The 22393-nt window shown below is 69.7% G+C and carries 18 protein-coding genes; 9 read left to right on the top strand and 9 right to left on the bottom strand.

Annotated elements, in window-relative coordinates; all coding sequences use genetic code 11:
- Window positions 1-18 precede the first annotated feature (18 nt).
- Window positions 19-1674 carry an FAD-binding dehydrogenase gene (locus DFR72_RS08355; protein ID WP_090067433.1) on the bottom strand — a complete coding sequence of 552 codons (1656 nt, stop codon included), beginning with the start codon at window positions 1672-1674 and terminating at the stop codon, window positions 19-21.
- Between the two features lie 74 nt (window positions 1675-1748).
- Here DFR72_RS08355 and DFR72_RS08350 point away from each other — a divergent pair, with 74 nt between their 5' ends.
- Window positions 1749-2168, top strand: a complete 420-nt coding sequence (locus DFR72_RS08350) for a cupin domain-containing protein (RefSeq protein ID WP_090067434.1) — start codon at window positions 1749-1751, stop codon at window positions 2166-2168.
- A 276-nt stretch (window positions 2169-2444) separates the two neighbouring features.
- Window positions 2445-2888 carry a DUF6098 family protein gene (locus tag DFR72_RS08345; RefSeq protein WP_090067435.1) on the top strand — a complete coding sequence of 148 codons (444 nt, stop codon included), beginning with the start codon at window positions 2445-2447 and terminating at the stop codon, window positions 2886-2888.
- Here the strand turns inward: DFR72_RS08345 and DFR72_RS08340 are convergent.
- Window positions 2872-3558, bottom strand: coding sequence for a hypothetical protein (locus DFR72_RS08340; RefSeq protein ID WP_090067436.1), 687 nt, complete (start codon window positions 3556-3558; stop codon window positions 2872-2874). The genes DFR72_RS08345 and DFR72_RS08340 overlap by 17 nt on opposite strands.
- A 106-nt stretch (window positions 3559-3664) precedes the next feature.
- On the opposite strand from DFR72_RS08340, the gene DFR72_RS08335 reads away from it, so the two are divergent.
- Together DFR72_RS08335 and DFR72_RS08330 are read left to right on the top strand one after the other, a co-directional pair.
- Window positions 3665-4204 (top strand): hypothetical protein, encoded by a 540-nt coding sequence (locus tag DFR72_RS08335; protein ID WP_090067437.1) that lies wholly within the window; start codon window positions 3665-3667, stop codon window positions 4202-4204.
- 254 nt (window positions 4205-4458) lie between these two features.
- A complete protein-coding gene (locus DFR72_RS08330) occupies window positions 4459-7689 on the top strand; it encodes a S8 family serine peptidase (RefSeq protein WP_090067438.1) in 3231 nt (1076 codons plus the stop codon).
- 51 nt (window positions 7690-7740) lie between these two features.
- On the opposite strand, the gene DFR72_RS08325 is transcribed toward DFR72_RS08330, so the two are convergent.
- Both DFR72_RS08325 and DFR72_RS08320 read right to left on the bottom strand, forming a co-directional pair.
- Window positions 7741-8016 carry a hypothetical protein gene (locus tag DFR72_RS08325; protein WP_143086799.1) on the bottom strand — a complete coding sequence of 92 codons (276 nt, stop codon included), beginning with the start codon at window positions 8014-8016 and terminating at the stop codon, window positions 7741-7743.
- Window positions 8017-8176: 160 nt separating this feature from the next.
- Window positions 8177-9259, bottom strand: a complete 1083-nt coding sequence (locus tag DFR72_RS08320; RefSeq protein ID WP_245982660.1) for a mechanosensitive ion channel family protein — start codon at window positions 9257-9259, stop codon at window positions 8177-8179.
- A 105-nt stretch (window positions 9260-9364) separates the two neighbouring features.
- On the opposite strand from DFR72_RS08320, the gene DFR72_RS08315 reads away from it, so the two are divergent.
- The 5 genes from DFR72_RS08315 to DFR72_RS08295 all read left to right on the top strand — a co-directional run bounded on the left by DFR72_RS08315 (window position 9365) and on the right by DFR72_RS08295 (window position 13530).
- The gene (locus tag DFR72_RS08315) at window positions 9365-9670 is read left to right on the top strand and encodes a hypothetical protein (protein ID WP_143086800.1); all 306 of its coding nucleotides are present in this window, start codon (window positions 9365-9367) and stop codon (window positions 9668-9670) included.
- Between the two features lie 63 nt (window positions 9671-9733).
- Window positions 9734-10738 carry a protein kinase family protein gene (locus DFR72_RS08310; protein WP_090067441.1) on the top strand — a complete coding sequence of 335 codons (1005 nt, stop codon included), beginning with the start codon at window positions 9734-9736 and terminating at the stop codon, window positions 10736-10738.
- Between the two features lie 2 nt (window positions 10739-10740).
- Window positions 10741-11721 (top strand): hypothetical protein, encoded by a 981-nt coding sequence (locus DFR72_RS08305; protein WP_090067442.1) that lies wholly within the window; start codon window positions 10741-10743, stop codon window positions 11719-11721.
- Entirely contained in the window at window positions 11721-12935 is a 1215-nt protein-coding gene (locus DFR72_RS08300) for an adenylosuccinate synthetase (RefSeq protein ID WP_090067443.1), read from the top strand. Before DFR72_RS08305 ends, DFR72_RS08300 begins: the two co-directional genes overlap by 1 nt.
- Window positions 12886-13530: an NUDIX hydrolase gene (locus DFR72_RS08295; RefSeq protein WP_090067444.1), complete on the top strand. Its 645-nt coding sequence runs from the start codon at window positions 12886-12888 to the stop codon at window positions 13528-13530. The genes DFR72_RS08300 and DFR72_RS08295 overlap by 50 nt, the downstream gene beginning before the upstream one ends.
- Here DFR72_RS08295 and DFR72_RS08290 read toward each other — a convergent pair.
- The 5 genes from DFR72_RS08290 to DFR72_RS08265 form a co-directional block, all read right to left on the bottom strand.
- Window positions 13508-14704 (bottom strand): M1 family metallopeptidase, encoded by a 1197-nt coding sequence (locus tag DFR72_RS08290; protein ID WP_090067504.1) that lies wholly within the window; start codon window positions 14702-14704, stop codon window positions 13508-13510. The two genes, DFR72_RS08295 and DFR72_RS08290, sit on opposite strands and share 23 nt — an antisense overlap.
- The gene (locus DFR72_RS08285) at window positions 14701-18438 is read right to left on the bottom strand and encodes a Pls/PosA family non-ribosomal peptide synthetase (protein WP_090067445.1); all 3738 of its coding nucleotides are present in this window, start codon (window positions 18436-18438) and stop codon (window positions 14701-14703) included. Before DFR72_RS08285 ends, DFR72_RS08290 begins: the two co-directional genes overlap by 4 nt.
- 100 nt (window positions 18439-18538) lie before the next feature.
- Window positions 18539-19987, bottom strand: a complete 1449-nt coding sequence (locus DFR72_RS08280) for a DUF4153 domain-containing protein (protein WP_090067446.1) — start codon at window positions 19985-19987, stop codon at window positions 18539-18541.
- A gap of 644 nt (window positions 19988-20631) precedes the next feature.
- The gene (locus tag DFR72_RS08270) at window positions 20632-21630 is read right to left on the bottom strand and encodes a HAMP domain-containing sensor histidine kinase (protein WP_245982656.1); all 999 of its coding nucleotides are present in this window, start codon (window positions 21628-21630) and stop codon (window positions 20632-20634) included.
- Complete coding sequence (locus tag DFR72_RS08265) at window positions 21627-22316, bottom strand: response regulator transcription factor (RefSeq protein WP_177224566.1); 690 nt, start codon at window positions 22314-22316, stop codon at window positions 21627-21629. Before DFR72_RS08265 ends, DFR72_RS08270 begins: the two co-directional genes overlap by 4 nt.
- Between the last annotated feature and the right edge of the window lie 77 nt (window positions 22317-22393).

Here is a 22393-nt window from a genome sequence, read left to right as displayed (position 1 = left end):
GCGTCCACCACGCGGGACCTACTTGACGGCCTCCGCCGCCGCGCGCCCGGCCACCCGGCCGGAGAACAGGCAGCCGCCGAGGAACGTGCCCTCCAGCGCGCGGTAGCCGTGCACGCCACCGCCACCGAACCCGGCGGCCTCACCGGCGGCGTACAGGCCCGGCAGCACCTCGCCGGAGTTGTCGAGCACCCGCGACGACAGGTCGGTGTGCAGGCCGCCCAGCGTCTTGCGCGTGACGACCGAGAGCCTGACCGCGATCAGCGGACCGGCCTTGGGGTCGAGCAGCCGGTGCGGCTCGACGACGCGGATCAGCTTGTCGGTCAGGAAGTGCCGTGCAGCGCGGATCGCGTTGACCTGCATGTCCTTGCTGAGTCCTGCGGTGACCTGGCGGTCGCGCTCGACGATCGTCTTCTCCAACTGGGCCGCGTCGATCCGCGAGTCGCCGGTCAGCGCGTTCATGCCGCGGGCCAGGTCCGCGACCGTGCCCGCCTGGATGAACTCCTTGGACTTCTGCGCGAACGCCTCGACGGGTGCCACGGCGCCCGGCAGTGCGCGCTTGAGGACGGCCTTCGTGTCCTTGCCCGTGAGGTCCGGGTTCTGCTCGGAGCCCGACAGCGCGAACTCCTTGCCGATGATCCTCTTGTTCAGCACGAACCACGAGTGCTCGTGGCCGAGCGAGGTGATGTGCTGCAACGACCCCAGCGAGTCGAAGCCGGGGAAGAGCGGGATCGGCAGCCTCCTGCCCTCGGCGTCGAGCCACAGCGGCGACGGGCCGGGCAGGATGCGGATGCCGTGCCGCGACCACACCGGGTCGTAGTTGGCGATGCCCTCGGGGTAGTGCCACATGCGGTCGGCGTTGATGATCGCGCCGCCGGCCTTCTGGGTGATCTCCATCATCGAGCCGTCCACGAAGTCCGGCACACCGGCCAGCATGAACTTCGGCGGCGTGCCCATCCGCTCCGGCCAGTTCTTGCGCACGAGGTCGTGGTTGCCGCCGATGCCGCCGGACGTGACGATCACGGCCTGCGCCGAGAACGAGAAGTCGCCCGCGACCGTTCGCGAGCTCGGTTCGGCCCTGCCGGTCGACGAGGCCTCCAGCACGTCGCCGGACACGCCGTCGCACACACCGTTGGTGACGTTGACGTTCGTGACCTTGTGGCGGAACTTGAGCGTCACGAGTCCCTTCGCGACGGCCTCCCGCACCCGGCGCTCGAACGGCTCGACGACGCCCGGCCCGGTGCCCCACGTGACGTGGAAGCGCGGCACCGTGTTGCCGTGCCCGTCGGCCAGGTAGCCGCCGCGCTCGGCCCACTGCACGAGCGGGAACCAGCGCATTCCCATGTTGTGCAGCCAGGAGCGCTTCTCACCGGAGGCGAAGTCCACATAGGCCTGTGCCCACAGCCGTGGCCAGTGGTCCTCCTCCCGGTCGAACGCGGCCGAGCCCATCCAGTCCTGCAACGCCAGGTCGTGCGAGTCCTTGACCCGGAGCCTGCGCTGCTCGGGGGTGTCCACCATGAACAACCCGCCGAACGACCACCAGGCCTGGCCGCCGAGCGACGCCTCAGGCTCCTGGTCGAGGAGAATGACCTTGCGACCCGCGTCCGCGAGTTCTGCGGTCGCGACGAGACCTGCGAGGCCCGCGCCGACGACGATGACATCCGCGTCATGTGCCATCGGGCGAGTCTAGATCTACCGCTGGTCACACACGAGACCTGAGTCAATTTCACTTTTTGGGGGATGGGGTTCCGATGAGCTTCCGACCGGCTTCCGAGGTGGGCTTCACGACGGCGACCACGCGTTTTGTGGCGCCGGGGTCCGTCACGAACGGCGAGTTCGGCCTGTTCGAGTGGCGGATGGAGGCCCGCCAGCCCGGCGCCCGGCCGCACTTCCACAAGACCTTCTCGGAGTCGTTCTACGTGCTCGAGGGCGAGATCACGCTGCTCGACGGCGAGGAGTGGGTGACGGCGGGCGAGGGCGACTTCCTCTACGTGCCTTCTCATCGTCCGCACGCGTTCCGCAACGACAGCGACGCTCCGGTGCGGATGCTGATCCTGTTCTCGCCCGGGATCGCCCGCGAGGACTTCTTCCTGGAGGTCCGGGACGCGAAGGGGCTCTCGCCGGCCGAGCTCGTCGCGTTCTACGAGCGGCACGACCAGTACAACCTCTGAAAGAGCCGTCGACCGTCACTGCCGGTGAGGGGGGTTACCGGAGTGCCGGTCGACGGCGGGTTGACCGCGGCGCGAGCACGCGACGCCTGCGGAAGGGCTTCTCCGGCCTGGGGGTGCCGGATCGCCCTGGCGAGCAGCTCGAGCGCCAGCGGCCAACCACTTCGTTGAACGTACAACCGGATCGCTGTGTTCCGGTCGGCTTTCACTGTGACCAGGCTCAATTCCTTCAGCCGGCCTTCAGGTTTCCGGCAGTTTCGGCCGGGTACGTCACGTGGCGTGACAGCACGGCTGCCGACGATCACGAGCCTCGCCGAACTCACGGGCTTCATCGGCGAGGACGTCTACGTGCGCTGGTCCAGGGGTCCTGAGGCCGACGCCGCCTCCACGTCACGCGACTCGCTGACCGGCGTGGAGCTCCCCGGTCTGTCCGCGAGCCCGCTGCGCGTCGAACCGTGGTGGGACGACCGTTCCCGCGAGCTGTGGGTGGCCCGCCGCCTCTTCGACTACCGCCACCTGCGCGACCTGCGCGGGCCCGGCGTCCGCGCGTGGGTGCTGCGAGGCACCGAGGTCGGGCGTGGCCCGGACAACGAGCCTCTGGTGCACTGCCTGGAGCCGCTCGCCTGGGTGGCCGACAGCGCGCTGCGGGAGTGCTCGTCGCTGGTCGGCGCCCAGCACTCCGAGGAGTGGGGACCGCTCGACCGGTCTAACTCAGGTCGTTGAGCTTGCGTTCGGCGGCCTTCCGCGCCTTCTCCGCCGCGCTCGTGACCCGCTTGGCGTCCTCCAGCCGTTCCGCGGCCCGGTCGAACGCCCGCTGCGCCGCCAGCTGGTCCGCCTGGGCCTCGCCGAGGGCCTGCTCGGCCTCGTCCAGCGCCTGCTGGGCCTCGGCCCGCTTGCGTTCCTGCCGCTCCCGACGCTTGCGGGCCAGCGCGTCCTCGCCTGCCTGGGCCGGCTCGGGCGTGGGGAGCGCGAACCCGAAGCCCGAGTACTCCAGCGCCTTGGTCAGGTGCCCGGCGCGCACCTGCTCGGCGGACTCGGGGTCGGCCATCGCGGCCGTCAGCGTGTTGCGCACCTGGGTGACGGCGTCGTCCGCGAGCGGCCCGGTCAGCTCCAGCGTGCGGTAGACCAGGGCCTCCATGAGCTCTTTGCGCTTGCGGCCCAGCTCGCGCATGGTCAGTTGCGCCGTGGAGAGGCCCAGCGCCTCCTCCAGGCCCTCAGGAGCGTCCCGCACGAGCCTGTTGACCGCCCAGGCGCCGACGGTGGGCTTGCGGAGCTCCTGGATGGCCCTGGCCAGGTCCTTGTCGTCGGCCTGTTTCGCCGCGGCGTTGCGGGCCGCGGTGAAGTCCTTCGGAGGCAGGCCGTAGAGCTCGTCGGCGACCGGCTTCAGGTCCATGGGCGCAAGGTAGCGCCTGACCGGCCGTCAGTCCTGCCGAACGGCGTTCAACAAAACTGGCTCCGGCGGCGTTCAAGGGACAGGATCGGGTAAACAGGATGGAGACATGCACACCAGGTGGAGATGGGTCCTGTTCGGCCTCGGCGTCGCCGTGGCCGCCGTCGGTCCGCTCGCGGCCGTGAACGGTCCCTGGTACGGCTACGTCTTCGGTGGCCTGTGGTTCCTCATGGGCGGCACGGTGGCTTGGCGGACCTTCAAGATGGGCACCAAGGTCACGAGCGAAGGCATCACGTCGAACGGGCTCGACCGGCAGGTCACCGTCGAGTGGTGCGACGTCGAGGTGGTCGAACCCGCGCGCAAGCGGAACCTGGTCTTCTTCCACACCATCGCGCCCACGGCACGGCTGCGCCGTGGCCGGCACTCGCTGACCGAGCTGAGCCTGCTCTCGATCAAAAAGGACTCGGTGCCCGAACGGACCGCGAAGCAAGTGACGGAACTCCAGCAGGCCCTCGTCGCACATCGCGCCCACTGCCCCGCGTGCGGAGCGCAGCCTAAAGTGCTCGCCATCCCGCAGGGGATCGTCGGGCGCCTGCGTGCGAGATTACGTGGGCTAATGGGCGGAAATGGCGATCAGTCCATCGCCTGATGCCGGGATCCTGTTACACGCCAAGGCCGTTCACCGTTGACACAGCCTTGACATTCCCCTCCATCAGCTCTTGACTGGAGGACGGTTGCTCGTTCCACGTTGGAAAAGAAACGCGCAGCATTAAAAGCGTGCCCGTTCAAGCCGCTGAACAGTCCAATGTGGATCTGAGAATTAGTCCGGTCCGACGATTGCCCTCCGCGAGGCGAAGAGATGTGCTTCGGAGCACTCTTTACCCCACGAAGGGCACATGCGCCGTGAAGAACTGGAGACGCCGCACCGGAACGGTCTTGCTGACCGCGGTGTTGGGCACTACAGGGTTCGGCTTCGCCGCCACCCCTGCCATCGCGCAGAACGCACCCCAGCAGCAGCCGGCCGCTGACAAGCAGCTGGACAAGCAGGACCGGGCGCTCGTCGACCAGGCGGCCCGCGAGGGCAGGCCGACCGTCGACCTGCTGGTCGCCGCCGAGGACGGCAAGACCGACGCCGCGGTCGCCGACCTCAAGGCGCTCGGCGCCACGGTCCAGAAGACCGAGAAGGACGTCGACTACGTCAAGGTGACCATCCCGCGTGAGAACGCGGCGAAGGCCGCCAAGCTGGCCTCGGTCAGCACGGTGGACGTCGACGGCCTCGTCGCCCTCGACAACCCGCGTCCCGAAGGCATGGAGCAGCCCGCTCCGCAGAAGGCGCCGGACTCGAAGACGCCGCGCGTCAACCCGTACATGCCGACGCAGGACACGCAGGCGGCCCAGTTCGCCGTCGCGCACCCGAAGTGGGACGGCCGCGGCACCACGATCGCCGTGATCGACTCCGGTATCGACCTGGACACGCCTGCCCTGCAGACGACCAGCACCGGTGAGCGCAAGATCATCGACTGGTACAACGCGAACGCCACGAACTCCGGCGACGGCACCTGGGTCACGATGACCAAGACCGGCCGCGTCGGCAAGTTCACCGAGAGCGGTCGCGAGTGGACCGCGCCGGCGACCGGTGGCCCCTACTCGTTCGGCCTCTTCAGCGAGACCGCGGGCGACCTGAACCTCTCCAACAGCGAGACCGGCGGCGACATCAACCGCGACGGCGACCGCACGGACTCGTTCGGTGTCCTCCAGGACATCACGACGAAGGAGGTCTTCGTCGACACCGATGGTGACGGCAACTTCACCAACAACAAGCGCATGATCGACTACAAGGTCAAGCAGGACAGCGGTTTCTTCGGAACCGACAACCCCGCGACCCCGGTGATGGACCGCATCGCGTTCGTCGTGCAGACCGACCGCTCGATCTACGACAACGCGGGCACGCCGTACGTCAACCTGGGCATTTCGGCCGCGCACGGCACGCACGTCGCCGGCATCACCGCGGCGCACAAGATGTTCGACGGCAAGATGGCCGGTGCGGCGCCCGGTGCGAAGCTGATGGCCATCAAGGCCTGCCTCACCACGCCCTCCTGCACGAGCTCCGGTCTCATCGACGGTGTCCTCTACGCCGCGCGCAACGGCGCCGACGTCGTGAACATCTCCATCGGTGGCCTCCCGGCCCTCAACGACGGCAACAACGCCCGTGCGGAGCTCTACAACCGCACGATCAACGAGTACAACGTCCAGATCTTCATCTCGGCGGGCAACTCGGGCGCGGGCGCCAACACCGTCGGTGACCCGTCGGTCGCCACGGACGCGGTGAGCGTCGGCTCGTACATCACCAAGGAGACCTGGCTCTCCAACTACGGCTCGAAGACCGCGCAGAAGCAGAACCTGCACGGCTTCTCGTCGCGCGGCCCGCGTGAGGACGGCGGCTTCAAGCCGAACATCGTCGCGCCCGGCTCGGCGATCTCCACCACGCCGCGCTGGCAGGCCGGCGGCCCGGTGGCGGGCACCTACGCCCTCCCGCCCGGCTACTCGCAGTTCAACGGCACGTCGATGGCCGCCCCGCAGGCGACCGGTGCCGCCGCGCTGCTCGTGAGCGCGTTCAAGGCCACGCACAACGGCCAGAAGCCCACCAGCGCCGAGCTGCGCTACGCGATCCAGCGCAGCGCGAACTACGTGAGCACCCTCGGTGCCTACGAGCAGGGCGCGGGCCTCTTCAACACCAACGCCGCGTGGACGCTGCTGGACAAGCACTCCGTGCCGGACCAGGTCACCACGTCCGTCGCGGTCAACACCGTCCTCGGTGGCCTGCTGGCCACCCCGAACGTCGGTGTCGGCATCCACGACCGTGAAGGCGTGACCGCGGGCCAGGAGTACACCCGCACCTACACGCTGACCCGCACCACGGGCCACGACGACGAGACGTACAACGTTTCCTGGAAGGGCAACGACGGCACGTTCACGGCGCCGAAGAAGGTCGAACTGCCGCTGAACACGCCGGTCCAGTTCGCCGTCAAGGTCAAGGCCAAGACCGCGGGCGTGCACAGCGCCGTCCTGCAGCTCGACAACCCGGAGACCCCCGGCGTCGACTCGCAGACCCTGAACACCGTGTTCGCGGCGGAGAACTTCAACGCCGCCAACAAGTTCTCGATCACCAAGTCCGGCACGATCGCGCGCAACCAGTCGACGAGCCTCTTCGTGAACGTGCCCAAGGGCACGACCGCGCTGAAGGTCGACATGAACGCGGGCGGTGCCGAGGCCGGCAAGGGCCAGGTCCGCTTCCTGCGCTACACCCCGCAGGGCATCGGCTTCGACAGCAACACGTCGACCAACTGCTACAACCCGGACGCGGGCGCCGGTTGTGCCGGTGGCACGCCGACGAGCCGCACGGTGGCCAGCCCGATGGCCGGCGTGTGGGAGATCGTGATCGAGGCGCGTCGCACCTCCGACGCCGACGTGGCGCCGTACTCGGTGACCGCGTCCGTGCTCGGCGCGGCGATCAGCCCGAACCCGGACACCATCGCGTCCGGCACGCTGGGCACCCCGATCGAGCGCTCCTACACCGTCACGAACGCGCTGGCCAGCTTCAACGGCCGGCTCGCGGCGGGCGCTGTCGGCAGTGCCAAGACGGCCCGTCCGACGATCGCGAACCTGGAGTCCCAGCAGTACGCGATCGTGGTCTCGGCCGGCTCGTCGAAGCTCACCGTCACGATCGGCAACACCGCCGACCAGGGCGCTGACCTCGACCTGTCCGTCTACAACTGCACGTCGGGCAGCTGCGTGCTCGCCGGTCAGTCGGCGGACGCGGACTCCGAGGAGTCGGTGACGATCAACAACCCCGCCGCCGGCAACTGGGTCGCGCTGGTGGACGGTTACGCGGTGCCCGCGGGCACCACGGAGTTCGACTACTTCGACGTCTTCACCTCGGCCGGTCTCGGCACGCTGTCCGTCACGGACAGCAACGCCGACCGCGCCGCCGGTGCGACGTGGAACGCGACGGGCGTCATCACGCCGCTGGGCCAGCCCGGTGCGGGCCGCGTGCTGCGCGGTGAGCTCGAGGTGCGCACGGCGGACAACACCGTCGTCGGTGGCGGTGCCGTGATCGTCCAGGCAGTCAGCTAGCAGCCAGGTAGTACGCAGAAAGCCCCAGGGTCCACGAGATCCTGGGGCTTTCTACGGTTCTGGCAGCTTGTTGCCGAGCGGCTCGTCCAAGTCCACCTTGGACACACCGGTGATCAGATACGCGTCTTCCACCTTGTCGACCGGCATCTCGGCGCGCAGGTAGCCGATTCTGGGATCCCGCGACTCGACGGTCGCGCCCAGCCTCTGCAGTGCCTGCTCGACCTCCTCGTCGCGTCCCGGCTGCACGGAGATCATCAGTGGCACTGTGAGGTGGCCGTCGCGTTTCGCCTGCTCGACCCGGAGCTTGTCCGGTTTTGCTGAGGACACGATCGGTACCTCCGCCAAGGGCACGGCTGGAGACCCGTTCGTACCACAACTGCCGAGAGCCAGCGCGCAGAACGCGACGGCGAGCGGTCTTCTCATGTGTCCAGGACGGAACGGCCTCCGCGGGCGGTTGCACGCCTGAGCCCGAAAATCGGGGACCGCCCTACGGCTTGGGTCCCGCAAACGCTTGCTCCCGCAGCTCGCCGTCGGCGCTCTCACCGAACACCCGAGCGTCCGTGTGCTGGTCACCGGCGGGCTGGGCCTTCTTGACCCCGATGACTGCCTTCGTCCTGACCTGCGGCAACGCGCCACCGTGCTGTCGCTGCACCCAGTCCACCAGGTGCTCGCGCGTCAGGCACCGCAGGTCCCACAGCTTGCCGGCGTCAGCGGCGCTCACCAGCGCACGCAACCGCACGAACCCCTGCGTGGCCTGCGTGACCTGCAGAACCGACACCCGCCCGTCCCACAGGTCGCTGCCCTCGAGCATGGACCGCATCTCCTGCCGCATCGCCTCGACCGGCACCGTCCAGTCCAGATCGAGCTCCACGGTCCCGAGCAACGCCGACTGCGTGCGCGTCCAGTTCTCGAACGGCGTCTTGAGGAAGTACGAGGTGGGCAACACCATCCGCCGGTCGTCCCACAGGTGCAGCACCACGTACGTCAGCGTGATGTCCTCGACCCGCCCCCACTCGCCCTCGACCACCACGACGTCGTCGAGCCGCACCGCGTCGCTGAACGCGATCTGCAGCCCCGAGATCAGGTTGCCCAGCAACGACTGCGCGGAGAACGCCGCCACCGCACCGATGACCGCGGCGGAGGCCAGCACGGTGGACCCGACCGCCCGCGCGCCGGGGAACGTCATCAGGATCGCGCCGATCGCCAGCACCCCGATGACCACCAGCACCAGCCGCCGCACCAGCACGACCTGCGTGTGCACCCGCCGCGCATGCCGGTTGTCCGTGACATCGGTGCGAATCCGCGACAGCGAAACGTCCACAAGGGTGCTGATCAGCGCCGCCAGCAACCACGCTCCCGCCAGGATCAACGCGATGCCCAGCACGTGCAGCACGACCGGCGCGTCCACCGGGTAGACGCTCAGGCTTATCTGGGCGGCCAGCAACGCCCCGAACACCTGTCCCGGCCGGTACATCTTGCCGCTGAGGGTGAAACGGCGGACCAACCGGTGTATCACCTCCACCGCGAGCAGCGCGAAGGCCACCGAGCAGCCCATGACGACGAAAAGCACTGTGCCTCCTCCCGTGTCAAGGGCGGGTACCCGTCGTTCGGTGACGGGAACACCATGAGCCGGCTCACGGCGGCACACTGTCCTGAGGAACCACTTGGGGGTGCGGTGCGGATAGAGGTGCTGAGCCGCACTGGACGGTTCGACATCGAGTTCGAAGTTCCGGACGACATCACGGAGTGGACGTCGGCCGCGACGGCCGCGGGCATCTCGGGGAGGCCCGAGGTGGGTGCCGCGGTGTGCGTCGTGGGCGAGGTCGAGGGGGTCGGCGACGGAGACGACACGGTGGTCGAGGTCGGACTCGGGTCCGGCGTCCTGCTGGTCGACGTCCCAGCCGGGAGACCGGACCTCTCGGAAGGAGACCTGATCTCGTTCCGGATCAGTGAGATCCGGCTGCACCCGTACTTCCTCTAGCCGGCGTGGTCGCCTGGGTCACACCCGTTGCGTTCCTGGTTTGAGTCACTTAGACTCAAACCCATGTTCACCACATCGGAGGCGCTGGAACTCCTCGAGCGCGCCGCATCGGCCGAGGCCCTCTTCGGGCCCCGCAGCGCCGATCCCGGCAAGCGCAAGGCGGCCCGGCGCCGCTACCACGCGCTGGCCTCGGTGCTGCACCCCGACGTGGTCGGACCAGCGAACATCCGGGCGCACGAGGCCTCGGCGAACCTGACGCGGCTGCACCACGAGTGGACCCACAGCACGAGCGTCGAACTGAAAACGAGAACCGGCGCCTACCGCATCGGGGAGCCGTTCGCGGTCGGCAGCGTCGCCAACCTGTACGAGGCGGACGGACCGTACGTCGTGAAGGTGGTGCGCAATCCGGCGCTGAACCCGCTGCTGCACGGTGAGTGGCAGGCGCTGCGCAAGCTGGAGCGCTACACCGACGTGCACCACTGGTTGAGGCCCTTCTACCCTCGGCTGCTCGACACGTCCGGTGATGTCGCCAAGGGTTCCAGGGCTTTCACGGTGCTCGACCCGCTGGTGGACGGGTTCGTGACGCTCGCGGACGTCAAGAAGGCCTTCCCGCGAGGCCTGGACGGCCGCGACTACGCGTGGATGCACCGCAGGCTGCTCAAGGCGCTGGCCGGGGCGCACCAGATCGGTCTGGTGCACGGGGCCGTCACGGCCGAGAACGTCATGGTGCACCCGGAACAGCACGGGATCGTGCTGGCCGGCTGGTCGTTCGCCGTCGAGGAAGGCCAGCGGCTCCTCGCCACCAGCCGCACCATCGCCTACCCGCCGGAAGTCCAGGCAGGACAACCGGTCACGGCCACGACGGACGTCCACATGGCACACACGCTGATGATCGATCTGCTGCGGCACGACGAACATCGGCAGATCGCGTTCGCCCGGGGATGTCTGCAGGAACGCCCGTCGCGCCGGCCTGATGCCGCGGATCTGCTGGGCGAGTACGACGACCTGCTCGAAGAACTGTACGGACCAAGGGTTTTCCGCCCGTTCGCTCTGCCAGAAGGAGAATGACCATGGGACACGGCAAGTGGGACGACAACGCGTACGCCGCTGCGAAGACCTTCCGCGCGGCCAAGGGGATCGCGGACTTCGGCTACACCGCCTCGATCAAGTCGGCGCCCTCGTCCAGCTGGAAGGCGGCGCCGGCGCTCGACCCCCTGAACGTCGAGTACCGCGAGTGCCGCGACTCGCCCGACCACGCCGACTCGACACCCATCGCGGTGCTGTTCGACGTGACCGGGTCGATGGGCGCGGTGCCGCGGATCATGCAGGGCAAGCTCGGCAAGCTGCACGGACTGTTGCAGCGCAAGGGATATCTCGCCGACCCGCAGCTGATGTTCGGCGGGATCGGTGACGCCGACAGCGACCGCGTGCCGCTGCAGGTCGGCCAGTTCGAGTCGGACAACCGCATGGACGAGCAGCTGCGGGACATCTTCCTCGAAGGCAACGGCGGCGGGCAGAAGAGCGAGTCGTACGAGCTCGCCGCGTACTTCGTCGCGCGGCACGTGGTCACCGACGCGTGGCAGAAGCGGGGCCGCAAGGGCTACCTGTTCATCATCGGCGACGAGCTGAACAAGCCGCGGCTGGAGGCCAGGCACATCCGCAGGGTCATCGGCGACGACGTCAGGCAGGACATCGACCCGGTGTCGGTCTACCGCGAGCTCGCTCTCAAGTGGAACGTCTACTTCATCCTGCCCAACCAGTCGTCGTACTACAACGACGACAGCATCGGCGACCACTGGCGGACGATCCTCGGGCAGAACTTCCTCAAGCTGGACGACCCCGGCGCGGTGTGCGAGCTCATCGCGGCGACGATCGGCATGGAGGAACGCGTGGTCGACCTCGACCAGGCCCTGGTGGACCTCGCCGAGATCGGGTCGGTCGCCGAGAGCAAGGCCGTCGGCAAGGCGCTGGTCGCCGTCGGCAACGCCGCACGGCCGGTCGTCGCCGCGCCGCTCGGCATCGACGGTCCCGACGACGTGGCGCTGAGCTGATGAACGACCACGTGATCGTCGTCGGGCTGGGGTTCGGTGACGAGGGCAAGGGGGCCGTCGTCGATGCGTTGTGCGCCGCCGGACCGGTGTCCGCCGTCGTGCGGTTCAACGGGGGAGCGCAGGCCGCGCACAACGTGGTCGCCGGCGGCAGGCACCACACCTTCAGCCAGTTCGGGTCGGGCACGCTCGCGGGCGTGCCGACCTGGCTGTCGCGGTACGTGCTCGTCGAGCCGATCGCGCTGGCGACCGAGTCACGTGAGCTGGAGGCGCTCGGTGTCACGAACCCGCTGTCGCTGATGTCGATCGACGCCGACGCGCTGCTCACCACGCCGTTCCACGTCGCCGCGAACCGGGCCAGGGAGAGGGCCAGGGGCGGCGACCGGCACGGGTCGTGCGGGAAGGGGATCGGCGAGACGGCCTGGTACGGACTGCTCGCGGGGGCGAGCGAGGGGGACGTGGTCGAGGGGCAACGGGTGCTCGGCGAGCCGGGCCCCGCCCCGACCGTCGGCGACTGTCACAGCCCGGCAGCGTTGCGGCGCAAGCTGGACGCGCTCGCCAGGTTCTACGAGCCGCTGATCGGTGACGGCCTGGACGTCGACGAACTGGTCGGGCTCTACGGCGCGTTCGCGGGCGCCGTCCGGATCACCGAGGGCCACGAAGGGCTGCTCGACGCGGGCCGAGTCGTCTTCGAGGGCGCGCAGGGCGTCCTGCTCGACGAGACCTACGGCTTCCACCCGCACACCACCTGGTCCACCGTCGTGCCGCGCAACGCCCGGGAACTGCTGCAAGGGCGTCCAGCCCGCGTGATCGGCGTGACCAGGACCTACCAGACGCGCCACGGAGCCGGGCCGCTGCCGACCGAGGACCAGGCCGTCCTGGAACGCTTCCCGGAGCTGCACAACGGCACAGGGGAGTTCCAGGGCGCATGGCGGGCCGGGCACCTGGACGCCGCGTTGCTGCGCTATTCCGTCGACTGCTGTGGGGGTGTCGACGGGCTGGCCGTGACGCACCTGGACGCTCAGGGCCTGAAGGTCGCCACCGGGTCGAGCCTGGAGGACATGCCCGACCCCGTCGCGTACCTGGAGGACCTGCTCGATGTCGACGTGCTCGTCACCGGCGCGGGGCCGGCCAGGTCGGACTACGCGGTGCGGGACAATCCACGACATGATCGAGTCGACGTTGGTCTCGGTAGACGTGATCGTGCTCCGGTTTGATCCGGAGGCACGCACGGTGCTCGTGGGGGTCGTACCGCGCGCACAGGAGCCGTTCGCGGGTGAGCTGGCGCTGCCCGGCGTGCTGCTGGGCAGGGGTGAGCGGCTGCGGGACGCGACCGCCAGGGCCGTCACCGGGAAGCTGGGGCTCAGCGAGCAGTCGGTGACCGCGACCGGCCAGCTCGCCACGTTCGACGAGCCGTCGCGTGACCCGCGCGGTCCGACGCTGTCGATCGCGCTGTGGGCCACGGTGACCAGGGCGACCGGCGACCTGGCCGTCTGGAGCCCGCTCGACGCCATGCCCGCGCTCGCCTTCGACCACGACCGGATCGTCGCCGACTGCCGGCCGTTGTTCGCGGACAAGCTCTGGCGCGACGTGCCGTTCACCGCGGGCCTGCTCGGACCCGAGTTCACGACGGCGCAGGCGCTCGACGTGACCGAGTCGCTGACCGGCGACCGGCCCTACCCGGCCAACCTGGGCCGCACGATGGACCGCGTACCGGGTCTCGGCCGCACCAGCGAGCACGCGGCGGCGTTGCCCAAGGGCGGACGGCCGCCACTGGTGTGGAAGTGGTCTAGCGAGGTAGTTCAGGCTTGAACAGCCATCGGTTGAGCAGGTCGCGGTGCCCGGCGAGCGAGAGGAAGTCCTCGGTCGTCACCACGCCATGACGGTTGCGGGCGCACCACTCCCGCAGCAGCGCGAAGAACGAGTCGTCGCCCATCTCGCGGCGCAGCGCGTGCAACGTCAGCGCCCCGCGCTTGTAGACCCGGTCGTCGAACCAGTCCGCGCGCGGCGGCCGTCCGATCACCAGGTTCTGCGGCAACCGGCGCAGCAGATCTCGTGCCGCGGCAGCGCAGGCGTCCGCGGACCGGCCGCCGGAAGCCTCGGACCAGATCCACTCCGAGTAGCAGGCGAAGCCCTCGTTGAGCCAGATGTGCTCCCACGCGGCGATCCCGACGGAGTTGCCGAACCACTGGTGCGCCAGCTCGTGCGCCACCAGCCGTTCCGAACCGCGGCGGCCGTCCACGTGGTTGGCTCCGAACGTCGACAACCCCTGTGCCTCAACGGGAACGTCGAGCGCGTCGTCGGTGACCACGACCGAGTACTTCGCGAACGGGTAGGGCCCGAACAACGACGAGAACAGCTCGATCATCGCGTCCTGACGGCCGAAGTCGTGCGCCACGAGCCGGCGTAGCCGGGCGGGAGCCCACACGTCCGGCAGGGCCTCGACGTACTGTCCGATCTGGACGGTCGCCAGGTAGGTCGCCATGGGCGCGGCCATCGAGTACGTCCACCGCGTCGTGCTGCCGGACACCTTGCCGTCTACCAGCACCCCGTTGCACACCACCGTGTACGGCGAGGGTGCCGTCACCTCCAGGTGATAGGACGCCTTCGAGGACGGCTCGTCCAGGCACGGGAACCACGACGGTGCGCCGATCGGCTGGGACGCCACGATCGAACCGTCGGTGAGCTGGTCCCAGCCGAGGTCGCCCCACTCGGGCGTCGAGACCGGCACCGGCGTACCCGAATAGCGCACCTCGACCGAGAAAGCCCCTCGCACGGCGGCACGGACGTTCAGAACGCCACCGGCGTGCCCGTAACGCGCGGGTTTGCCGTTCACCAGCACCTTCGAGATCCGCAGTGGACCGAAGGACAACGAGAAGGACGACAGCGAGGTGCAGGAAGCCTGCAACACCGCGCGCCCGGTGAGGCGCGCGGAGTACGGCTTGTAGTCAAGCTCTAGCGCGTAATGGTGTACGGAGAAGCTCATGTCCACGCGGAGATCGGGTTGCCCAGCCAACGGGTTCCCGACGGTACATCCTCTCCGCGCATGACGAGAGAGGCGGGTCCGATCGTGGTGTGGGCGCCCACGGACACCCCGGGCAGCACGATGCCGTGCGGGCCCAAAGTAGAGCCGGCGCCCAGCTCGACGCGGTCCATCCGCAGGATCCGGTCGTGGAACAGGTGCGTCTGCACGACGCAACCGCGGTTCACCGACGCGCCGGCGCCCAGCTTCACCAGGTCCGCCTCGGGCAACCAGTACGACTCGCACCACACGCCACGGCCGACGGACGCGCCCAGCGAGCGCAGCCACAGGTTCATCAGCGGCGTGCCGCCGGAGAACCCGATGAGCCACGGCACCGCGAGCACCTCGACGAACGTGTCCGCCAGCTCGTTGCGCCACACGAACGCCGACCACAGCGGGTACTCACGCACCTTGAAGCGGCCCACGAGCGTCCACTTGGCGACGACGGCCACGAGGCACGCGGCCACGCCGGCACCCAGCAGCACGACGCCGGACCACCACACCCCGAACTCCTTCAGGGCGAACAGCACCAGCACGACGAGAGCGACGTTCAGCATCACCGGGACGAACCGGCACAGCTCGACCAGCGCCCGCGCCCACATGAGGTGCTTGGGCGGGTCGAACGTGCGCGACTGGTCCGACACCTCGGCGGCGCGCGGCAGCTTCATCGGCGGCATGCCCAGGTACGACGAGCCGGCCTTGGCCCGCTTCGGCGCCGCCGACAGCACGCCGACGAGCCCGCCCTTGGGGACGTTGCGGCCCGGCGCGGTCATGCCCGAGTTGCCCAGGAACGCCCGCTTGCCCACGCGGGCCGTGGCGATGCGAAGCCATCCACCGCCGAGCTCGTACGTCGCGACCATCGTGTCGTCGGCCAGGAACGCCCCGTCGCCCACTCGGGTCATCTTCGGCAGCGCGACCACGGTCGACGCCTCGACGTTGCGGCCGACCTTCATGCCGAGCAGCCGCAGCCACACCGGCGTGAACAGCGACGCGTACAGCGGGAACAGGGCCGAGCGCGCGTTGTTCATCAACCGCTCGGTCGTCCACGCCGCCCACGCGACGCGGCTGTGCACGGGGTAGTGGCCCTCGCGCATGCCGATGCCCAGCAGCCGCACCGAGACCAGGATCAGCAGCGCGTAGGTGCCGAACCAGATCGCTGAAGCGACCGGAACGTCCCACAGCGCCGACGTCAGGGTGACCGGCCGGCGCAGCACGTAGAGCAGGGCCGGAGCCGCCGCCAGCAGAGGCAGCGCGGCCAGCAGGCCGGACGAGACGCCGTACATGAGGTTCCAGAAGCGCGACCGCTCCGGCCGGCGCGACGGGAACGAGCGCGCCGCCTTGCCCTCGCGGGTGGCGGGCACGCCGGACCAGCGCTGACCGGTCGGCACGGACCTGACGACACCCGAACCGGGCGCCACCTCGGCCTTCTTGCCGATCCGGGCGCCGGGGAACAGCGTGCTGCGCGCACCGACGGTCGCGCCCGCGCCGATCCTGATGCGGCCGATGCGCAGCCGGTCGCCGTCCAGCCACCAGCCGGACAGGTCTACCTCGGGCTCGACGGCGGCGCCGCGCCCGACCTTCAGCATGCCCGTGACCGGCGGCAGCGAGTGCAGGTCGACACCGGGGCCGATCTTCGCGCCCAACGCCCGCGCGTAGTGCGTGACCCAGGAGCCGGAGAGCTCGGTGGCGCGGGACATCTGCGCCAGCATCTCGGCGGTCCACAGTCGCAGGTGAACGGACCCGCCACGCGGGTACTCGCCGGGTTTCACGCCGCGCAGCAGCAACCGGGCGCCACCCGCGGAGATCGCGAGGCGTCCGGCGGGGCTGAGGAAGACCACGAACCCCGCGGCCACCCACCACCACGACACGGACGTCCAGCCCAGCACGTTCGACAGGGCCGTCAGCGCGACGACCCAGCGGGCGCCGGAGACCGTGAGCAGCGGGATCATCAGCAGCGTCTGGACGACGCCGGTCCAGCGGGGCGTCGGCGTGACCTCGTGCACCTCGGCCGTCTCGCCGTACGACTCCAGCCGCCGTGCCAGCTTGTACAGCGTCGGGTTCTGGTAGATGTCCGACACCGACGTGCTCGGGTACCGCGTGCGGACCATCGAGACCAGCTGTGCGGCACCCAGCGAGCTGCCGCCGGACGAGAAGAAGTTCGCGCCCTCGGAAGCGGGCCCGGAACCGAGCACCGCGGCCCACTGCTCCGCGAGCCAGCCTTCGAGCCCGGAGAACACCACTCCGGCGGTGTCCATCGACGCCAGCGGCCACGGCAGCGCGGCGCGGTCGACCTTGCCGGACGTGCGGGTCGGCAGCGTCTCGACCACGGCGATCAGCGGGACGAGAGCCGCGGGCAGTTCCGCGCGCAGCTGCTCGACGGCCGCGTCCTGGTCGAACTCGCCGTCGGCCACCACGTAGCCGACGAGGATCTGGTTGCCGCCCCGCGTCGTGCGCACGGCGGCGGCGGCTCCGGCGACACCGGGCAGCGCCGCCAGCGCCGCGTCGACCTCGCCGAGCTCGATGCGGCGGCCGCCGAGCTTGATCTGCTCGTCGCCGCGGCCGAGGAAGACGAGGCCCTCCGGCTCGGCGCGGACCACGTCACCGCTGCGGTACGCGCGGTCCCAGCCCATCGAGGGCAGCGGCGCGTACTTCTGCGCGTCCTTCTCGGCGTCGAGGTAGCGCGCGAGGCCGACGCCGCCGATCACCAGTTCGCCGGACTCACCCATGGGCACCACCTCGCCCTGGGCGTCCACGACGACGAGCTCCCAGCCGTCCAGCGGCAGGCCGATGCGCACGGGACCGGTGCCGGTCATCTGCGCGGCGCAGGCCACGACCGTCGCCTCCGTCGGCCCGTAGGTGTTCCAGACCTCGCGGCCCTCGACGGCGAGCCGCTCGGCCAGTTCTGGCGGGCAGGCCTCGCCGCCGAAGATCAGCAACCGGACGTCGTCCAGCGCCTCGACCGGCCACAGCGCGGCCAGCGTCGGCACCGTGGAGACGACGGTGATCTCCTGCTCGACCAGCCACGGGCCCAGGTCCATGCCCGTGCGCACCAACGAGCGCGGCGCGGGCACCAGGCAGGCGCCGTAGCGCCACGCGAGCCACATCTCCTCGCAGGAGGCGTCGAACGCGACGGAGAGACCGGCCAGCACGCGGTCGTCCGGCCCGATCGGCTCGTCCCGCAGGAACAGGCGAGCCTCGGCGTCCACGAACGCGGCGGCGCTGCGGTGCGTCACCGCGACGCCCTTGGGCTTTCCGGTCGAACCGGACGTGAAGATGATCCACGCGTCGTTGTCCAGACCCGGTTCGCCGGGCACGCCGAGCGTGGTGCCGTGCCGCACGAGGGAACGGCCCTCGCCGAGCACGGCACTCACCTGCGCCTCACCGAAAACGAGCTCTGCCCGCTCGTCCGGGTCCTCGAAGTCGACGGGCACGTAGGCCGCGCCGGCCGCGAGGGCGGCCAGGATCGAGACGTAGAGGTCGACCGTGCCGGACGGCACGCGAATGCCGACCCGGTCGCCGACCCCGACGCCCTCGGCGGCGAGCTTCTCCTTGAGTTCCAGTACTTCCGTGATCAGTGCGCGGTACGTCAGCGCGGTGGTGCCGTCGTCGACGGCCAGCGCGTCGGGGTGCCTGTCGGCACTCGCGCGCAGGATGTCCAGGAGGGTGCGCGGTGTGGGCGCCTCGCCTGCGGTGAACATCGATCGAAGGACAACGGGTTCAGCCGCGATCGTCACGTCAGCGTCACTTCTCACCCTCTCGGCAACCGGTAGCTGTACAACTTTACAGCCACGTAACGGACTACCTCTCTCCCGAGTACCGACCCTCACAGGTGACCTCAGTCACCGCAACACTTTCGAGTGATTTCTTTGCGTTGTGGCGCGCGAGGTTCCACTCCCGCCAGTCCTGCTCGACGGTGCGATTCCTCATCCACCGCAAGGCACACGAGCGTTCGTAGGCAGGCAGCCTGACCAACGCGGGCACCGCGTCCTCCGACAACTGCGACAGGTAGTACGTGTCGATCTTCTGCGTCGCCTCGAACCGCGACACGTTGTAGTCGGCGACCACCCGTTCGGGGTTCATCGCCACCACCGCGAGGAAGAACGCGGCACCGGTGGCGACGATCGCCTTGGGCAACCAGTTGGCGCGCAACGAGATCCCGCTCGCGATCACCATCAGGTACACGACCGCCAGCCACACCTCGCACGACGCGACGAGCAGCCGCAGCACCGTCCACCCGTACGCCTGCTGGTAGAACCACATGCGGCTCAAGGCACTCGCCACGATGACCAGCGTGAGAACAGCCAGTGAACCGAGCAACACCCGCAGCCACAACTGTTCCTGCTTCGTCTTCTTCACGGCGAACCGCGCGACACCGGCGATCACGCCGAGCGTGAGAACGGCGACCCACAGCAGCTGCCAGAACCCGGACCGCGCGTACTCGGCGAACGTCACGCCCGCCGTCCTCATCACGTAGGCCTCGCCACCGAACAGCACCGCGAGCTGCGTCCCCACGAACCCGGTGAACAGCAACACGAGCACACCGACGGGCAGCCCGTAGTCCTTGAGCCGCAACGACCCCGGCTTCACCTCGGCGTCCTCGTCGATCTCCGGCGGCGCCGCCACCAGGTAGCAGGCGCCCAAAGCGCCCAGCGCCGCGACGACCCCGAAGAACGTCTTCTGCACGTACGTGCCGAGTTCGAGGTCCGGCACCAGGCTCTCGAGGAAGTCGGCGAACCCCTTGTCCGCCCCGGCCAGCAGCGACCCGAAGACCACCAGCAACACCAGTGCCACACCGACGGAGATGAACGGCCGGATCCCTATCGGCCCCCGCCTGCGGACCCCCTTGGCCACCCACGGAATCGACCGAAGCCCGCCCAGCCCGACCCCCAGGGCGCCGAACACGAGCCCCCGCACGGTCTTGCCGCCGGCCATGGCGATCGACCCGCACAACATCGACGCCATCAGCGACAGCGGGAACACCCACTCCGCGGCGCGCAGGAAGCCCATCGCGAGGAACGCCAGCGCGCCCGCCAGCCACAACGCCCGCTCGACCGTCGGCCTGCCCGCGTAGAACAGCACTCCGCCGACGCCCACGAGTCCAGCCAGGAACCAGCCGACGCCGTTGTTCGGCACGGCTAGGAACGCGCCGCCCAGACCTGCCACCAAGCCCGCGACCAGGGCTTTGCTCGGCGCACCGGTCGTGGGTGGCCGCCACCAGGGCATGAACGGCACGCCGGGTGCCGTCATGGCGGCGCCTGCCGTCGGGTAGCGGGGCGGGCCCTGCCACGGGGACGGCGGGGGGAGGGTGGCGGTGACCACTGCGGCCGGTTGAGCGGGCTGCGGCGTCTCCGCGGGCTTGGGCTTGTCCGTGACCGGTTTCGCCTTCGATGGCTCGGCGGGTTGAGGCGTTTCCGCGGGCTTGGGCTCGCCCGCGACCGCGGCCCCGGCAACGGCCTCACCAGCAGTTTCGCCAGCGGCTCCGGCGCTGGCCTCACCAACAGCCTCGCCAGCGGATCCAGCGGATCCAGCGGATCCAGCGGATCCAGCGGATCCAGCCGACCCAGCCGACCCAGCCGACCCAGCCGACCCAGCCGACCCAGCCGACCCAGCCGACCCAGCCGACCCAGCCGACCCAGCCGACCCAGCGGCCTCACCAGCACCCTGACCAGCGCGTTCGTCGACCTCCCCGCCCTCAACGGGGTCCGGCGAGCCCCCAGCGCCCGCCGGCTTCCCGCTCCCGGACACCGGCCGATACCCGGTCTTGCGGAAGTTCCGGTACTTCGGCCGCCCAGCGGCCTTGTCGTCAGTCATGTCTCTCCCAAGCCCGAAAAGGGCGCGCTTCACCGCCACACCGGCAATCGCGGTGCGGACAGAACAGGTCAGTCAGGAAGTCAGCGGGGCAAGGTCACCCGGATGCACGAGCCGGGGTCCACCACGGCGATCGTCCCGCCGTGCAGGTCCACCACCCACCGGGCGATGGCGAGCCCGAGCCCGGTCCCGCCACCGCCCGCCCTCTCCCCTCGGGTGAACCTCTCGAAGATCCGCGACCGGTCGGCCGGCGCGATGCCGGGCCCCTCGTCCCGGACCTCCAGCACCACGCACGACGCCGTGGAGTACCCGGCCACGGACACCAACCCCCCGGTGGGTCCGTGCCGGGCGGCGTTGTCCACCAGGTTCACCAGCACCTGGTGCAACCGCTCCCCGTCGGCGAGGACGGTCAGGTCCCCGGCGACGTCGATCGAGAACGACGCCGAAGGGGCGGCCACCGCTGCCTCCGCCACCACGTCGGCGACCAGGGACGAAACGGACAGCGTCTCGCGGTTCAGGGACAGCACTCCGGCGTCGATCTTCGACAGGTCCAGCAGTTCGGTGACCAGCCGTCCCAGTCGTTCGGTCTGCGCCAGCGCGGTCCGCATGGTCGCCGCGTCGGCCACCGCCACCCCGTCGACCACGTTCTCCAGCACGGCCTGCAACGCCGAGATAGGGGTCCGCAGCTCGTGCGACACGTTCGCGATCAGTTCCCGCCGCTGCTGGTCCGCGGCGGCGAGGTCGGCGGCCATCACCGTGAACGCCTCGGCCAGCTGCCCGACCTCATCGGACGACGTGGCGCGGATCGACCGCGAGTAGTCCCCGGACGCCATCGACCGGGCGGCGGAGGTCATCTCCCGCAACGGCGAGGTCATGCCGTGCGCCAGCAACTGCGAGGTCAGCAGTCCCAGCACGAGCGCGATGAGCGTCGTGCGAGGCGGCAACCACCCCGTCACGTAACGGAAGTAGGCGAACGAGACGCACCCGGACACCACGATCACGATGCCGAGCTTGAGCTTGATCGACCGCACCGAGTCCAGCGGACGAGGCAGCAGGTCCAGCAGGTCCAGCAACCGCCTCACGAAGACACCTTCTTGGCGGGTACTTCCAGCGCGTACCCCACTCCGTGCACGGTCCTGATCAGGTCGGCCCCGAGCTTGCGCCGCAGCGCCTTCACGTGGCTGTCGACCGTCCGCGACGACGCTCCCTCGTGCCACCCGCACGCCTCCGCCAGCAACCGTTCCCTGGCCTGCACGGCGGACGGCCGCTCGGCCAGGAACACCAGCAGGTCGTACTCGGTGGGCGTCAGGTGCGCCTCGACCCCGGAACGCGACACCCGCCGCGACGCCAGGTCGATCAGCAGATCGCCCAGCTCCATCGACTGCGTCGACGCCGCCCGTGACACCCGCCGCAGCAGCACGTGCACCCGTGCCGCCAGTTCGCGCATCGAGAACGGCTTCGTCAGGTAGTCGTCCGCCCCCACGGCGAGTCCGACCAGCAGATCGGTCTCGTCCCCCCGCGCGGTCAGCATCAGCACCGGCACCGAACGCGACGCCTGGATCCGCCGGCAGACCTCGAGCCCGTCGAACCCCGGCAGCATCACGTCGAGAACGACCAGGTCAGGGAGGAACGCGGCCGCCTGGGCGACCCCGGAGGGCCCGTCGTGGGCCACCGCCACCCCGAACCCCTCGGCCCGCAGCCGCACGGCCACGGACTCGGCGATCGTGATGTCGTCCTCCACGACGAGCACCCTGCGCTGACCTGTCATGACGGCGACTTTATGGGTATGTCGTGGAGGACGCCGGGACAAGTTGTGAAGATCGTGTGCAGAAGCTTGTAGGTTCT

The sequence above is a fragment of the Lentzea flaviverrucosa genome (assembly GCF_003350445.1).
Taxonomy (GTDB): domain Bacteria; phylum Actinomycetota; class Actinomycetes; order Mycobacteriales; family Pseudonocardiaceae; genus Lentzea; species Lentzea californiensis.
This window is presented reverse-complemented; position numbering and strand designations above follow the sequence as displayed.

What these genes read in the sequence shown, in the direction of transcription:
- DFR72_RS08355 (WP_090067433.1), bottom strand. Translation starts at nt 1,674, where the DNA reads ATGGCACATGACGCGGATGTCATCGTCGTCGGCGCGGGCCTCGCAGGT.
- DFR72_RS08305 (WP_090067442.1), top strand. Translation starts at nt 10,741, where the DNA reads ATGGGACACGGCAAGTGGGACGACAACGCGTACGCCGCTGCGAAGACC.
- DFR72_RS08285 (WP_090067445.1), bottom strand. Translation starts at nt 18,438, where the DNA reads ATGTTCACCGCAGGCGAGGCGCCCACACCGCGCACCCTCCTGGACATC.
- DFR72_RS08350 (WP_090067434.1), top strand. Translation starts at nt 1,749, where the DNA reads ATGAGCTTCCGACCGGCTTCCGAGGTGGGCTTCACGACGGCGACCACG.
- DFR72_RS08265 (WP_177224566.1), bottom strand. Translation starts at nt 22,316, where the DNA reads ATGACAGGTCAGCGCAGGGTGCTCGTCGTGGAGGACGACATCACGATC.
- DFR72_RS08295 (WP_090067444.1), top strand. Translation starts at nt 12,886, where the DNA reads ATGATCGAGTCGACGTTGGTCTCGGTAGACGTGATCGTGCTCCGGTTT.
- DFR72_RS08290 (WP_090067504.1), bottom strand. Translation starts at nt 14,704, where the DNA reads ATGAGCTTCTCCGTACACCATTACGCGCTAGAGCTTGACTACAAGCCG.
- DFR72_RS08280 (WP_090067446.1), bottom strand. Translation starts at nt 19,987, where the DNA reads ATGACGGCACCCGGCGTGCCGTTCATGCCCTGGTGGCGGCCACCCACG.
- DFR72_RS08310 (WP_090067441.1), top strand. Translation starts at nt 9,734, where the DNA reads ATGTTCACCACATCGGAGGCGCTGGAACTCCTCGAGCGCGCCGCATCG.
- DFR72_RS08300 (WP_090067443.1), top strand. Translation starts at nt 11,721, where the DNA reads ATGAACGACCACGTGATCGTCGTCGGGCTGGGGTTCGGTGACGAGGGC.
- DFR72_RS08340 (WP_090067436.1), bottom strand. Translation starts at nt 3,558, where the DNA reads ATGGACCTGAAGCCGGTCGCCGACGAGCTCTACGGCCTGCCTCCGAAG.
- DFR72_RS08335 (WP_090067437.1), top strand. Translation starts at nt 3,665, where the DNA reads ATGCACACCAGGTGGAGATGGGTCCTGTTCGGCCTCGGCGTCGCCGTG.